Origin of the sequence: Microbacterium sp. 1S1, from assembly GCF_008271365.1 — a bacterium.
Classification (GTDB): domain Bacteria; phylum Actinomycetota; class Actinomycetes; order Actinomycetales; family Microbacteriaceae; genus Microbacterium.
Genome location: NZ_CP043430.1, coordinates 1,949,459 through 1,963,553 on the forward strand (window position 1 = coordinate 1,949,459; position 14,095 = coordinate 1,963,553).

The following is a 14,095-nucleotide window of genomic DNA, read 5'->3' on the forward strand; positions in this document are numbered from 1 at the left end:
TACGATGCCCGACCGTCCGGATCGTCTCGACCCCCTTGCGCCCACGGGGGTGGTGCCTTTAGCCTCGCAGCCGCTTGCGGAGGAACACCTGGGCGGTGCCGTCACCCTGCGGGACGCGCTCGCGCTCCTCATAGCCGCAGGATTCGTAGAGACGGATGTTCGCCTCGCTCAGGCTGCCGGTGAAGAGCTCGGATTCCCGCGCGGCGGAACTTTTCTCCGCCGCGTCGAGGAGCTTTCGTCCGATGCCTTCGCCCTGCATGTCCGGGGCGATCGCGATCCGTCCGATCAGGAGCAGATCGTCGTCCTCCACGAACCGGATGGCCCCGACCAGGCGGCCGTCGATCCGGGCGCCGAGCCCGCCTTCCGAGCTGAGCTCCGCCTCCATCTCCGCGAGGGTCTGGGTCAGCGGCGGCATGTCGACGCTGCCGTAGATCGCCGCTTCGGACACGAACGCCGCCCGTTGGATCGTCAGCACCTCGCCGGCATCCGCCGCGGTGAGCGGTGCGATGACCACCTCGGAACGATCCTCCTGCGCTGCTGTTCCCACTGTCTCGCCTCTCTCCACGGCACTGTCGCCTCCCTCACGTTCACGGGTGCGGCCGGTGGGTGTCAACCCCCTCGAATCCCCGGTGCCACGCGGCTACCGTGACGGCAGGAGGTCACACCATGGCAGAGACGAAGACCAAGAAGACCGGCAGCTCGAAGAGCACGAACGAGGCGACGAAGGCGGGCGTCAAGACCACGCGCCAGCAGAACGCGGAGAAGGGGTTCACCGCATCCCCGACCCTCGCGGGGAACCTGCAGGCCGTTCTCGTCGACCTCCTCGAACTCTCGCTGCAGGGCAAGCAGGCCCACTGGAACGTCGTCGGACGGAACTTCCGCGACACCCACCGTCAGCTCGACGAGATCATCGAGGATGCCCGGACGTTCAGCGACACCATCGCGGAGCGGATGCGCGCCCTGCACGCCGTTCCCGACGGGCGCAGCGCCACGATCGCGAAGACGACCACGCTGCCGGAGTTCCCGACCGGTGAGGTGTCCACGACCGAAACCATTGACCTCGTCACCGCACGCCTCGAGGCAGCGGTCGGGACGATGCGCGACGTGCATGACGCGGTCGACGAGGAGGACCCCACCTCCGCCGATCTGCTGCACGCCGTCATCGAGCGCCTGGAGCAGTTCGCCTGGATGGTGAGCGCCGAGAACCGCAGCCCCGCCGGCCGCTGATCGAGGACTTTCCGACCGCCGTCACCGTCGCGTTCGCGCAGACGGGGGCGGCGGTTCCTCGTCGGAGGGCACCCGCGAGCGTGCGCGTCGGAGCAGGCCGGGCAGCGCCATCCACAATCCGACGACGAGCACGAGCGAGGCGATGAGGGCGACGACCCCGGCGGTCCGGCTGACCGTGAAGTCGACGATCAGGGTCGTGACACCGATCGTGAGAGCCCCGATGACGAAGAGGTCGATCTTCACGAGGCGGGCGGCCGTGCGGACGAGTTCCGGCTTGAGTCGACTGCCGAACAGGGCGCGGTGGATCCCCACCGGGGCGAGCGCGAGGATGGTGGCGACCGCGGCCAACGCCACCAGCACGACGTAGAGGTCGCGCTGGAACTCGTCCATCTCGGTGAAGCGTGGCTGGAACGCCACGGCCAGAAGGAAGCCCGTGAGGATCTGCGTGCCCGTCTGCATGACTCGCAGCTCCTGCAGCAGCTCCTCCCAGTTGCGGTCCGCACGTTCGTTCGGGGTCTCGTCACGGCCGTCGTCACGGCCGTCGCGCTCGTCGGCACCGCCGCGCGGTTCTGCTGTCATGGCGATAGTCTCGTGGGCACGCTCCGCCGCTGTCCAGGACCTTGCGATGTCGTCCGGATGTGCCCCAGGAAAGGACGAGAGATGACCCTGCCTCCGATCGACGAATGGTGGCCCGAGCTGTCGGACGACGCCCGACGTGCCGTGATCGGCAGCGGATCGCGGCACCTCGACGAAGACGTGCGCGAGGAGATCAGGGAGATCACCGGAGCCGTGGTGGGGATGATCGAGTCCCTGTCCGACGACGACCTGGCATACGCGCGGGCCCACGCGCCCGACGAGGAGTGAGGCGCGTTCAGGCCTCCGGCCGTTCGACGGTCTCCTCGCGCAGCCGAGGCTCGGTGCGGCGCTCGGGTCGGACGCCGTGCTTGTCGCCGTAGAACCGGCGGATGCGGTCCATGTCCGCGGCCACGTCCCCGGTGAGGTCGATCGTCGGTCCCAGGCCCGTGGTCATGGTGGAGCGGTCCACGAAGCCGAGGGTGACCGGCATTCCGGTGGCGCGTGCGATTCGGTAGAAGCCGCTCTTCCAGTACTCGTTGCCGCCGCGCGTGCCGTCGGGGGTCACGACGAGTCCGAACACGGTCCCGGCGTGCACCTGGTCGACGACCTCGCCGACGACGCGGGCCGGATCCGCCCGGTCGACAGGGATGCCGCCGAGCCCGCGCATGATCGGTCCACGCCAGCCGCGGAACAGGCTCTTCTTCCCCAGCCAATGCACGTCGATGCCGAGGCGCCACGCGATCGCGAGCATGAGGACGAAGTCCCAGTTCGACGTGTGCGGGGCGCCGATCAGGACGGTCGGCCGCGTGGGCGCGGCGTCGGCGACGAGGGTCCACCGGCTGACGGCCCAGTACACGCGGGCGAGGAATCGTCGGAGCATCCGTCCAGGTTAGGGGGAGCGGCCTATCGATCGCCTGGCGGCGGGGTCGCGACGACCCGTGCGAGCGCCGCGGTAAGCCCAGGGGTCAGGCCGGGGACGTCCTCGACGGGAACCGCGAGCGCGAGGAGCGCCCTGCTGAAGTAGTTGCGTGCCGCTGCGGCCAGGGTGATGTCGACGATCTGGCGGTCGGTGAACCCCGCGTCGCGGAGTTCCTGTGCGTCCGCGTCGGTCATCGAGCCGGGGTCGGTCGACAGGCGCGTGGCGAAGCGGATCACGGCCTGCTCCGGCTCCGTGAACGCGCGGTCGTCTCCGTCGGCGAAGGCCGCGAGACCGGGCTCGTCGACGATACCGGCGCGCAGCGACCGTCGTCCGTGGGCGAGCAGACAGTGCGCGGAGCCGATGGCGCGTGCCGCGCCGAGGGTCGCGGCCTCGTACACCCGGACTCCGATCGAGGGGACGATCGCGTGGACGAGCGACTCGAAGGCGGCGTGCGCCTCCGGATTCACGGCCATGGCCCGGGTGTGCGCGAACACGATGCCGTCGTCGGCGAGGTCGCTCTCGTACATCGCGGCGACATGACCGGTGGCTGTCGCCTGCTCGGGAGGATGGATGATCATGGTGCCTCCTCGTCTCGGCCGAGCGCGCAGGAGGAGCGTGCGCCCGCCTTGCGGGGAACGATACGCCGTGCCGGAACCGCGGGGAAGGGCAGACGGCGCCCGGTGCCCCCTGCAGGCGTACGATCGAGGGATGACCGAATCGAAGCAGGAGAACACCGGGCAGGACGCGCCGCTCGGGCTGCAGCCGCTGCCGGGTGGGATCGAGCTGCTCGACGGCGATGCCGCCGGCTACTGCAGCAACGGCGTCTGCCACATCCCCGCCCCCACGGAGCGATGAGCAGCAGACGCCGTCGGTGTCTCTGAGCGGTCAGTGACCGCCGTGCGCTGCCCCGCCGATGTCGTCGGCGGGCTTGCGCACCAGCGGGCTGAGCGCGACCGCCGCGAGCGAGATGATCGCCGCGATGAGGAACGCCGTCCGCGCGCCAGGGGCACCGGCCACGGCGCGTGACAGTCCCTCATCCTCGCCGGCGTGCAGGATCGCCGAATAGGTCACTGTCAACAGGGCGACACCGGCCGCCCCGCCGACCTGCTGCAGCGTGTTCAGCACCGCGGAGCCGTGCGAGTACAGCGAACGGTGCAGCGAGCCCAGCGACGACGAGAACAGCGGCGTGAACGACATCGCGAGGCCGACCGACATGGCCGCCTGCACGATGATCAGCAGCCACCACACGGTGTGCTCGCCGACCGTCGAGTAGAAGAAGAGCGAGGCCGAGACGAGGATCGTGCCCGGGATGAGCAGCGGTCGGGTGCCCTTCGCGTCGTACACGCGCCCCATGATCGGGCCGAGGAGGCCCATCAGCACCGAACCGGGGAGCAGGATGAGGCCCGACTCCAGGGCGCTGAGTCCGGCGACGTTCTGCAGGTACTGCGGCAGCAGCGTGAGCGTGCCGAACATCGACAGCGCCAGGATCGTCATGATGATGACGGCCAGCGAGAAGTTCGCCGAGCGGAACACGCGCAGGTCGAGCAGCGCGTCGTCCACGCGCTGCAGCACGAGCTGACGCCAGACGAACAGGGCGAGCGAGATCGCGCCGACGACCAGAGCGATGATGCCGGTCGTGCCGCCCGAGCCGCCCTCGCCGCCGAACTGGCTGAGGCCGAACACGATGCCGCCGAAGCCGAGTGCCGCGAGCGGGATGGACAGCACGTCCAGCGGGGCCTTGCGGGTCTCGCCGAGGTTCGTCATCCACTTCGCGCCCATGGCGAGCGAGATCAGCGCGATCGGCAGCACGATCGCGAACAGCGCGCGCCAGTTGAAGGCGTCGAGCACGGCGCCGGCCAGCGTCGGGCCGATCGCGGGCGCGAGCGAGATGACGAGGCCGACGCGGCCCATCATGCGCCCGCGGGACTGCGCGGGGACGACGTTCATGATCGTCGTCATCAACAGCGGCATCATGATGCCGGTGCCCGCCGCCTGGATCACACGACCGACGAGCAGCACGGAGAAGCCGGGGGCGACGAGCGCGACGAGCGTGCCGAGCGAGAACGCGGTCATCGCGGCGATGAACACCTGCCGGGTCGTGAAGCGCTGCAGGATGAAGCCGGTGGTCGGGATGACCACCGCCATGGTGAGCATGAAGGCACGCGCGTTACTAGAAATCTTACCGATGTCTGCGGATTTCGCTAGCGGAGCGGGCGATACGCCCCGCGCCGCTCGGGGTGGATTTCCCAGGCGCGGCAGATCGATCCGCAACTAGCAATGTACGGGAGGAACGTGCGCGCAACCTTCAGACCTCGTATGGGCGATTATCGCTCCGGGAGGACCGTTCGAATGGTCAGGCCGCGATCCGTGCCCGCAAGCGCTGAGCGCGATTGTTCAGGCCGTCTCGGAGCGCTCGCCGATGCGTAAGACGAAGGTGGGCGGAGACTCAATCGCCAACTCGACACCACCGTTTGGTCACAGCGATTTGCCGCGTCCGAAGGCTTCTCGACGTTGCTTGCCTGAAGGGGCGCGAGGGATCGACATACTCACGCGGGCGCATGCAACCGTGGCATCGCGTTCGACGCGAGTTGGTCGAACGAGGATTCTGGCAGCGCGGCCGGATCCTCATGAACTCGTTCCGCGCGTTACAGGAGGGTGCGGATCTCCTAGGTAATGACTTCGTTGTCGTTCGACCTACGGTTCCGAGTCACCTAACCGGCAAGCCCGGATCATGATCCATGCTCGGGATGTGGGCGCGCGCCCGGGGTGCATTCACCGTCGGACACGCGCCCATCGGCAATCAGTGCACGCGGTTGCAACGAGGGTCGTGGCCGGCGCACAGCGCGTCGTGCATCAGAGCGAGCGCGGTCTCCCGAACCCGCTGGATGGTTGCCCGCGAGGGCGTCCACCGTGCGCCGTTCGCGTCGGGGTTGTCGAGTGCGGCCCGCTTCAGTTCCTTAGCGATGACCGCGTCGGCGGCGCTGTCGTCGCCGTTGAGACCGAATGCTCGATTGATGATGAGAAGGGGGCCGGTCTTCCCGTCGCTGCCGGCGGTCAACGCGGCGAGTGCGCGCGCCACGTCGAGGACGCAGTCGATGTCGTCATAGGGGTCGAGCGCGATGCTCGAGTGCGCGGTGTCTTCGTCGATGCTGGAGTGTCCGCCCAGCGCGCTGTGCAGGGCGCGCATCGACGCTTCCGCGAGGACGCCGCGTGCCTGCGCGATGGCGGAATCGAGGTTGCCGCCCGCCTCAGTCATCGCGGTGCGATACTCGCGGCGTCGCTGGGCCGGGATGGTCATGGCGCCCTGCATGTTCGTTTCGTCTGCGGCACGGAGGATGGAACGCTCGAGCGTCTGGATGAGTCGCACCCCCGCCTTGTTCGTGAACACCGCCTCCGTGAAGCCGGCGAGGACGTTGGAGCGGACTTCGTCGATGTCGACCGAGCCGCCCATGCGGCGGTACTCAGAGGCAGCCCGTCCGCGCAGAGCGGGGATGTACTGCCACAGCAGCTGCTCGAAGTGCGGGCGGCGGCGCTGATTGACCTCCCGACGCGCCTCTGCGATGAGGTGGGCTTCCTGCTCGGCGGTCAGCTGCTCCCGCGTCTCGTTGTCGGGCGTGATGAAGATGTCGTTGAAGTTCATGAGGGTCTTTCGGAAGTCACGCGAAATGATTTGCGTGGTTCGGATGTGGTTCGGTCAAGGTGTTCAGTTGTGGGGTTAGCGCTTGCCGCGGTTACCCTGCGGCAAGCTCCGAAGCGGCCCGGCGCGCCTGCGGGAACGTGCCTCAGCACGCCCGCTCAGGTGACCCGAATCGGTTGCTTCCGTAGTCCCCCTATGCGGTCCGCCTCGAAATGAGCGCACTGCCTGTCGGTTGCTGGTTGCAGGTCGGGTTCGCGAGCAGGCGAACACGCTGGTCAAGCCGAAAATCGCGCCAACTGGCGAGAGTGTTCGGGTCGGGTCGGAACGAAGGGGTGGTCGACGCAATATCGCTTGAGGGCTACATGACGCTGGGAGGCAGCTGCTGTGCCGCGTCAAAGGCCCGCCCGAACTCGACAGCGGAAACGACGAAGCCGTCATGCGGATCGTTGATCTGCATGACGGCTTCGCTATCTGAGGCTCGGGATCGAGGCGGTCGGCGAGCTCTTCATGCCGCTCGGGGTTCACCGCTGCGCGCGACGAGCGTCTACGCGGTTGCGCCGTAACCGTGGCCCCAGGACGGGCCGTAGACCTCTGCATCAGCGAGGATGGGCACACCCATGAAGTCCGTCTCCATCACTTCCTTCATCCGGAGTACCGTCTTCTCGGCCTCGGCGACCGGAGCCTGTCCCACGACCTCATCGTGTACCGGCAGCAACAGGTTGTTGCCGTAGCCGGAGTCGTAGAGGCGGATCAAGGAGTCCGCGAGAATGTCACGCGCAACGGACTGAACGGCGTAGTTGGTCGCGGTGAACGCGCGTGATCCATCTAGGGGCAGAAGTCGACCGTGAACGTTCACGACCTCGAAACGCTCGCGCCGACGCGCATCGGCGATGAGTCGCTTCCCGTATTGCTTGATGCCGGGGAACAGCTCGTCGTACTTGCGCATCGCCGGCTCCACCTGCGCCTCGGGGATACCGGTTTGGAGGGACACTGTAGAAGCGCTCCCGCCGTACACTTTCCCGAGACCGATCTGCTTGCTCAGATCCCGTTGTCGCGACGTGAAGTTCCGCCCGAAGACGAGGCTCGCCGTGAAGTTATGGAGGTCTTGTCCGCCTAGGATCGCGTCGAGCATCCTTTGGTCTCCGCACAGTGCGGCAAGCACTCGCATCTCGATCTGCTTGAAGTCGAGCGAGATGATGACCTGGCCAGGATCCGCGATGATGCACCTCCGCACTGACCAGCCCTTGGAGGGCAGCTGCTGGAGTGCTGGGCGGGAGAGCGACATGCGTCCCGTGCGCGCGGCAAGCGTCGTGATGGACGGATGGATACGACCCTCGACATCGGTCTGGAAGAGGAAGGGGCGAGTGTACGACTCCTTCCACCCCTGCGCTCGTCGCGCGTGAATGACCGCCTCTGCGAGCGAGTTCGGATTCCTTCTTCCTCTCCGCTCACCGTCTTCGGTGAGGTCGGCGAGAGGCAGAAGGACGGTCTTGTCGACCTTGAACACTCCGCTCTTGGTGCGCTCAGTCAAGTGCTCACCCATGGCGAGAAGTGCCGAAGCGACCTGCGAAGGGTTCTGGACGCTGGTCACGCCGTATCGAGCTGCTTGAAGGGTCCAGCGAGTTGCGTCGTTACCGAGAACGTCGTTCAGCGACTTTGTGTACTCGCGGTCGACGCGGACACCTCGCCGCGCCATCGTCGACGTGAGTGCCTGGAGCCGATGCTCCTTTGTGGCCAAGGCTGTCAGGTCGAGCTCATGGATCATCGGGGCGATCCTTCTGAACAGGCTGAGGATCAGGTGTGCGCGTACGCCCAGTAGTTCGGGATCGGCCACGTTCTCGGTGCTCGGCGCTTCCGGCGCGAGGTACTGTCGTACTGCTTCTGTGAGAGAGTGCCCGGAACCGCCGTCCTTGCGGGGTCGCGGGTCCAAGAGGTGTGTGAGCACCCGCGTGTCGAAGGTCGCTCCGGCGAGTTGCTCGATGGTGACTCCGAGGTGTCGGTCGAGCGCCTCCATGGTGTGGGCCGCGTCGTGCATCACGAGCCGGTGGCCACCGCCCAGAGAGTCCCTGATGACTTGGCGCCACAGGTCAACCCGCAGGACCCAGGCGCCTGTGTCGGCGGCCAACGCCACGTGGGTCAGTCTCGCGTTCGGCTGGTAGATGTCCACAGGCGGGATCGTGACGGCGATGATGTTCGTTGAGGCGAATGCCTCGCGCATCGCTGCGAGGTCAGCCGAGAACTCTGGGGAATCGATGATGATCTGCATGATGGACGTGCCTCAGACGGGGATGGGGTCGGGCGTGGGCGCCTCGGCGAGCCAGTCGTCGAGAGAAGGGACGTCGCGGACCGACGCGGTCACCGCGGTCACCGCGGTCTCTGGCGAGGGCAACGCGACGGAGTTCGCCTTGTCCTCCTCTGCTGCCTTCGCACGATCCGCGTCGTTGGCGGGACGGATCCCGTCGAAGGCTTGACCCTTGTTGGTCTTGCGCTGAACGAGGCCGCGTTCTGTGAGCGCTCCATAGAACGCGCGCCGCGTCCACACCTCCTTGAGGGGAAGTCCTTCGGCCTTGGTCCACGCGGTGTACGACTCGTAGAGCGTTGCCCCATCGCAGCGCGAGCTCGCGTCGGCGACGAAATTGCCGGGGAAGAACCCTGCGAGAGCGTCGCTCGTGGCCTTGTAGGTCTTCGTCGCGTCTTTGATCCACTGTGGGTCACGAAGTCCTTCGCGATGCCAGCGCACGGCACCCTGAACCAACCAGGTGGCGATTCCCTGTGCCTCGCTACGCAGCGTGGCCCCGAGGTTCGGATCGGCGGTCCCGGCCTCGGTGAAGGAGTGGTTCCAGTGGATCATCTTGACGCGCCGCCAGAGACCACCGTCCTGTCCCTTGAAGGCTGGCTTGTTGTTCGAGGCCAGCAGCAGCAGGAAGTTCGGCTTGAACGTGAAGTTATCCTTGTGGAGGAACCGCGCGGTAACGCGGTCACCGCCAGTCACGCTCTTGAGCTTGGCCTCGTCCATCGCCTTGCCCGCGTTGCCCTCGGATGCGAGAGCGAACCGGGCGCCCTTGAGAGCCGCGGTGTCGTTCGAGATCCCTCCGGCGGGCTTCTCCTCGAACACCGAGAATGCGGTCGTGACGGTGAAGTCGTCGCAGACGTCTGCAATCGCTTCGTGCATCGTGCTCTTGCCGTTGCCGCCCTTGACGCCGTAGTTGACGATGAAGCACGCCTCGGACGTGTGGCCGGTGATCCCGTAGCCGAGCAGCACCTGGAAGTACTCGACGACGCCCTCTTTCTCCGGGTGGGCCTCTTCGATGAAGCGCACCCATCGGGGCGCCGTGGCTTCAGGGTCGTAGTCGAATCGGAATGACTTGGTGAGCAGTAACGAGGGATCGTGCGGGCCGAGGTCACCGGTGCGCAGATCCACCACCCCGTTGGTAAACGCGGCCAGATGGTTGTGCTGGTCGAACGCGGTGAAGCTGACGCCGACGCCGGGGAGAGCTTGGAGCTCGCGGACCATCGCGGAGAGGCCTCTCGAGGACTGCACCGCCGCGGCGAATCGAGACCAGCGCGTCGCTCGCTCCTGTTCGTCGCTGTCACGGGCCTTCCCCTCCGCGTTCTGGACCTCTACCGCAGCATGAGCGCGGACGATGTCGGCGACCTGTTGAGCCCAGGTACGGACCTGCTGAACTCCATCAGGACGCCAGACGCCCTTGTCGACGGTCATGAAGCCTGTCTCCGGTGTGTACCGGAGATCAGCGCCGAGCCCTTTGATGTAGGCGAGCAGGTAGCGAGCCGCCCCGAGGTCGGTGAGCGAGTAGAGCTTCTCGTTCCAGGAGCGACGGGAGACTTCGACCAAAGCGAGCGGCTTCTTCTCGGCGATGGCATGCATGAGGAGTGGTCGGAAGGCTTCGCCCTCCTGCGCGCGCCAGTCGGAGAGGTCGAGGCCCTCGGGCACGTCAAGAACTCGCACGGAGACTTCGCGCTCGACGAGGAGCTTGGCGAGGTTGGAGTTGAAGTTGCTGCCGGCGGTGTCGCCATCTCCGCAGATCACCACAGGCCGACCGTCTACCCACGAGGCGATCTCGTCGGCGTTGCTAGCGTTCACTCCCGCGGCACCGGCGATGGCAATGGCGTCGTACCCGATGGCGGCGGCAGTCAGCCCGTCGCCGGGGCCCTCGACGATGAGGACCTCGTTCCAGTCCGTGGAGCCCGGGAGCCACGCCATCCGGCTCCATGCCGATCCCCTCGGGTTCTTCGGTCCGAGCCACTTCACGGCGTGCGTTCCGTCTATATCTCGTCCTTGGTAGCCGCGGGGGACGCCCTGCGGCGTCAGGAACGGGACGACGAGTCGACGGACGCCGCCCTGGGTCACCGAGCCAAGCTGCAGTCGTTCGGCATCTGCGCTCGTGATCCCGAACCGACGCTGGGCATAGTTGCGGCCGTCGTCGTCGAGGTTGGCCGACCACGTGTCCAACTGCGTCGCGAGGGCAGCGATCTCCGCGACCCCCGCGGGGGTCTTCGACGTTGAGGAGCGGAGCGGCGGCGCGTCAGAGATGTCGATGGTCGCGATGTCGCGGAGCGTCATATCGAGTGCCTTGAGCACGGTCTTGTTGGAGCATCCGACCCGGCAGTGAATGAGGACCTTGCCGTGCTCGGTGATGGTGATCCGCAGATGCGGGTTCTCGGGACGGTCCTCGTGCGCTGGACAGACAGCAAGGATGCCGTCGCTCGTGCGGCCAGTCACGTTCAGGCGGGAGATGAGTTCGGAGTAGAGCATGAGGGTCGGTTCTTGTCTGGGTCAGTCGTTGAGAAGAAGGTGTGCGGTCGCGTGCGAGAGGGTGGCGCGTCCGGTCGGGGTCTTTGAGATGCGAAGCGTCGCCGGAACATCGCGACCAGCGGCTTCGAGCCGTTGAGGGATGTCCGCTCGGCGGAGGCGTTCAGCGAGGTCCCATGAAGTGGACCGGAACAGGAGCGTCCCCAGGTCCGGTGCTGCGGCGAGCTGGCAGTACAGGCTGGTGACAGGCCGTTCTCCGGTGTCGCGCGCCCGCCGCCGTCGCTGCAGCAGGCTGAGTTCGCGGTCCGGGTCGGGAACTCGGGAGCTGTCCGGGAGGATGAGCTCGTCTCCGGTGCTCGTGTAGTCGGGGTCCGTGTTCTTGCGGAAGAACCGGGTCTGGAACGACATGGAGGAGGTGATGATGACGTTCAGCTCGGACGCGGCGGTCAGGACCTCGAGCGTGTCCTGCGACGGCCCCGGCCAAGGGCGTGGAGCCGTTCCGCCGAGAACCCGGTGCAGCGAGTTGGCGACCGTCGAGTCGTCGGTGGTGACACGCCAGGAGTCCAGTGACTCGGGGACTCCCTGCAGCTGGTGGGCGAATCGGAGGCGACCTACGACGGGAGTGCGGGGGGAGGGGTTGACCATGAAGATTCCTGACGTGCTGAGATGCGGACGCCAGGTACCTCGCCGGGTTGCTTCAGCACTGCTCAGAAAACTTCTGCGGGCACGAGAAAGCCCCCGTGCTGACGAGCACGGGGGCTTTTGGGAATGTCTAGAAGTAGATCTCTTCGGTGTTCTCCGGACCTGACGCGGAGATCCGGCTCAGCGCATCTCCCAGCCGGCTTAGCGCCGACTCGACATCGGCGTCGCGTGTGTCGTAGTGGATACGACCTAAGGCAACGGTGACGGTCTCGAGGAGCTTGACGATCTCCTTCGGATCATCGAGTGGCGGCAACCTCCGTGAAGAGCGAAGGTCAGCTTGCAGCCGCTCACTTCGACGGCGTAGTCGGGTCCGAGTCGCGGCATCGACAGGTGCGACCCCGTGAATCTGAAGCACTTCCGGTGAGAGGCGAGCGCGCATCTCGGTGGAGACATGATGGCGGAGAGCGGAAAGGAATCCCGACTGACGTTGACGGGGAAGGCCAGTTGCAGCGAGCGCACTTGCCAACCAAGCCCGGTAGCCGGGGCTGCGGCCGAGGATGTCCTTCGTTCCGTCGGCGAGTTCGAAATGCTGACGCGCTTGGAACACTGCCGCACCCGCCGCTTTCATCGGGCCGGTCTTCTCGTGAGGCGGTCCATTCAGATAGGCACGCACGGCATCAGAGAGCGCGATGCGACCAACTTCAAGTGGATCCATGAAGTCATCTTCTCACGCGTACCGACTTGCGTGGCGCGTGCGTTGATCTTCGCAGTGTCAATGAGCGAACGTACCTTCATGCTTCATGCCCAGTGCAAGTGAATGTCCTTATCAGTTGCCGTCGAACCGTGACGGTGTAGCGACTGCGTTCTATCATCGTCGTATGGCGATGATAGAACGCGACTTGCTTAAGTTGGACGCGGAGGCGACTTACGCGTACGCACACCTTTTCCAGGCGTTCGCTGACCCCACGCGACTGGCTATCGTTCAGCATCTCTCGTCCGGAGAGCATCGAGTGCGCGACCTCGTTGAGCACATGGGGTTCGCGCAGTCGACCGTGAGCAAGCACCTTGGATTCCTCATTGAATGTCGCCTTGCTGTCGCTCGACCAGACGGCCCCGCGACGTGGTACGGCCTCGCGCATCCTGAGGCTCTGCGGGTCGTGATGGTTGCCGCGGAAGCGCTGCTAGGCGCCACTGGAAAGGACTTGGTGCTGTGTGAGCACTTACGAAGCGACAGAGAAAGGGCAGTGTAATGGGTGCGGGACATGACCACGGGCCAACCATGACCGAAGAAGGCATGCCAGGAGACTTCCGCCGCCGTCTCTGGATCGCTTTCGCCATCACCGTCGCCATCGTGGCGGCGCAGGCGGTTGGCTCCGTCATCACCGGCAGCCTCGCTCTGCTCACGGACACCGCGCACGTCATCACCGACGCGTCAGGACTTCTCGTCGCGCTCATCGCGGCAACGTTGATGCTGCGCCCGCCGAGCTCGAAGCGCACCTGGGGCTTTCGACGGATTGAAGTGATAGCAGCACTCGCCCAAGCGGCGCTGCTCCTGGCGGTCGGAACCTACGCGGCAATCGAAGGTATCCGTCGCCTGTTCGAGCCGCCAGAAGTACCAGCGGGGGAGTTGCTCGTCTTCGGCATCATCGGGCTCACCGCCAACATCGTTGCAATCGCGGTGCTCGCATCGAGTCGTGGCGCGAACTTCAACATGAGGGCCGCTTTCCTCGAAGTTCTCAACGATGCTCTTGGTTCACTCGGTGTCATCGTCGCGGCCATCGTCATCGCGACGACAGGGTTTCAGCAGGCAGATGCTCTCGCAGGAATACTCATCGCCGCTCTCATCGTCCCCCGCGCGTTCATATTGATGCGTGAGACCGGCAGTGTTCTCATGGAGTTCACTCCCAAAGGCCTGGACCTCGAGGACGTGCGGGCACACATTCTCAAGCTCGAGCATGTAGTCGATGTGCATGACGTTCACGCATCCACCGTGGCCACTGGGTTGCCCACGCTGAGCGCGCACGTCATAGTTCGCGACGAGTGCTTCCAGGACGGACACGCCATGACGGTGTTGGGTGACATTCGGGAATGTGTGGCTGAACACTTCGAAGTTTCGGTCGCGCACTCGACCTTTCAACTCGAGACCGAGACGGTCGCCGACCACGAGTCAACGTCTGTCCGGCATGCATAGGTGGACGCGGCTTACCGCGCTGCCTCAAGGTGATGCTGCTCCGATACGCGCCGAACGCTCGCTCTGACACTCGCTGAAGCACAACTTCAGTGGTGATGCGTCCAAACCCCGAACTTCCGTAACGAAGTCCGT

The 14,095-nt window shown here is 65.9% G+C and carries 15 protein-coding genes; 5 read left to right on the forward strand and 10 right to left on the reverse strand.

Annotated elements, in window-relative coordinates; genetic code table 11:
* Positions 1-58: 58 nt before the first annotated feature.
* Positions 59-547 (reverse strand): GNAT family N-acetyltransferase, encoded by a 489-nt coding sequence (locus FY549_RS09475; protein WP_187614846.1) that lies wholly within the window; start codon positions 545-547, stop codon positions 59-61.
* 119 nt (positions 548-666) lie between these two features.
* Here FY549_RS09475 and FY549_RS09480 point away from each other — a divergent pair, with 119 nt between their 5' ends.
* Positions 667-1,227 (forward strand): Dps family protein, encoded by a 561-nt coding sequence (locus FY549_RS09480; protein WP_149084812.1) that lies wholly within the window; start codon positions 667-669, stop codon positions 1,225-1,227.
* Positions 1,228-1,248: 21 nt separating this feature from the next.
* Here the strand turns inward: FY549_RS09480 and FY549_RS09485 are convergent, their stop codons facing one another.
* Entirely contained in the window at positions 1,249-1,806 is a 558-nt protein-coding gene (locus FY549_RS09485) for a DUF6328 family protein (protein ID WP_149084813.1), read from the reverse strand.
* Between the two features lie 81 nt (positions 1,807-1,887).
* Here FY549_RS09485 and FY549_RS09490 point away from each other — a divergent pair, with 81 nt between their 5' ends.
* Entirely contained in the window at positions 1,888-2,091 is a 204-nt protein-coding gene (locus tag FY549_RS09490) for a hypothetical protein (RefSeq protein WP_149084814.1), read from the forward strand.
* 7 nt (positions 2,092-2,098) lie between these two features.
* Here the strand turns inward: FY549_RS09490 and FY549_RS09495 are convergent, their stop codons facing one another.
* Positions 2,099-2,683 (reverse strand): 1-acyl-sn-glycerol-3-phosphate acyltransferase, encoded by a 585-nt coding sequence (locus FY549_RS09495; protein ID WP_149084815.1) that lies wholly within the window; start codon positions 2,681-2,683, stop codon positions 2,099-2,101.
* A gap of 23 nt (positions 2,684-2,706) precedes the next feature.
* Positions 2,707-3,300, reverse strand: a complete 594-nt coding sequence (locus FY549_RS09500) for a carboxymuconolactone decarboxylase family protein (protein ID WP_149084816.1) — start codon at positions 3,298-3,300, stop codon at positions 2,707-2,709.
* Positions 3,301-3,430: 130 nt separating this feature from the next.
* Here FY549_RS09500 and FY549_RS16510 point away from each other — a divergent pair, with 130 nt between their 5' ends.
* Entirely contained in the window at positions 3,431-3,577 is a 147-nt protein-coding gene (locus FY549_RS16510) for a hypothetical protein (protein ID WP_187614847.1), read from the forward strand.
* A gap of 30 nt (positions 3,578-3,607) precedes the next feature.
* Here the strand turns inward: FY549_RS16510 and FY549_RS09505 are convergent, their stop codons facing one another.
* The 6 genes from FY549_RS09505 to FY549_RS09530 all read right to left on the reverse strand — a co-directional run bounded on the left by FY549_RS09505 (position 3,608) and on the right by FY549_RS09530 (position 12,487).
* Complete coding sequence (locus FY549_RS09505; protein WP_410428262.1) at positions 3,608-4,909, reverse strand: DHA2 family efflux MFS transporter permease subunit; 1,302 nt, start codon at positions 4,907-4,909, stop codon at positions 3,608-3,610.
* Between the two features lie 613 nt (positions 4,910-5,522).
* Positions 5,523-6,362, reverse strand: a complete 840-nt coding sequence (locus FY549_RS09510; protein ID WP_149084818.1) for a hypothetical protein — start codon at positions 6,360-6,362, stop codon at positions 5,523-5,525.
* A gap of 541 nt (positions 6,363-6,903) precedes the next feature.
* The gene (locus FY549_RS09515; RefSeq protein ID WP_149084819.1) at positions 6,904-8,625 is read right to left on the reverse strand and encodes a DNA polymerase; all 1,722 of its coding nucleotides are present in this window, start codon (positions 8,623-8,625) and stop codon (positions 6,904-6,906) included.
* 12 nt (positions 8,626-8,637) lie between these two features.
* Positions 8,638-11,133, reverse strand: a complete 2,496-nt coding sequence (locus FY549_RS09520; RefSeq protein ID WP_149084820.1) for a phage/plasmid primase, P4 family — start codon at positions 11,131-11,133, stop codon at positions 8,638-8,640.
* Positions 11,134-11,154: 21 nt separating this feature from the next.
* Complete coding sequence (locus FY549_RS09525; RefSeq protein ID WP_101846739.1) at positions 11,155-11,775, reverse strand: hypothetical protein; 621 nt, start codon at positions 11,773-11,775, stop codon at positions 11,155-11,157.
* A 127-nt stretch (positions 11,776-11,902) separates the two neighbouring features.
* On the reverse strand, positions 11,903-12,487 hold the full coding sequence (locus FY549_RS09530; RefSeq protein ID WP_149084821.1) for a hypothetical protein: 585 nt from the start codon (positions 12,485-12,487) through the stop codon (positions 11,903-11,905).
* Between the two features lie 169 nt (positions 12,488-12,656).
* On the opposite strand from FY549_RS09530, the gene FY549_RS09535 reads away from it, so the two are divergent.
* Both FY549_RS09535 and FY549_RS09540 read left to right on the forward strand, forming a co-directional pair.
* Entirely contained in the window at positions 12,657-13,022 is a 366-nt protein-coding gene (locus tag FY549_RS09535) for an ArsR/SmtB family transcription factor (RefSeq protein ID WP_200838708.1), read from the forward strand.
* Complete coding sequence (locus tag FY549_RS09540) at positions 13,022-13,963, forward strand: cation diffusion facilitator family transporter (RefSeq protein WP_101846731.1); 942 nt, start codon at positions 13,022-13,024, stop codon at positions 13,961-13,963. Before FY549_RS09535 ends, FY549_RS09540 begins: the two co-directional genes overlap by 1 nt.
* Positions 13,964-14,095: the final 132 nt, after the last annotated feature.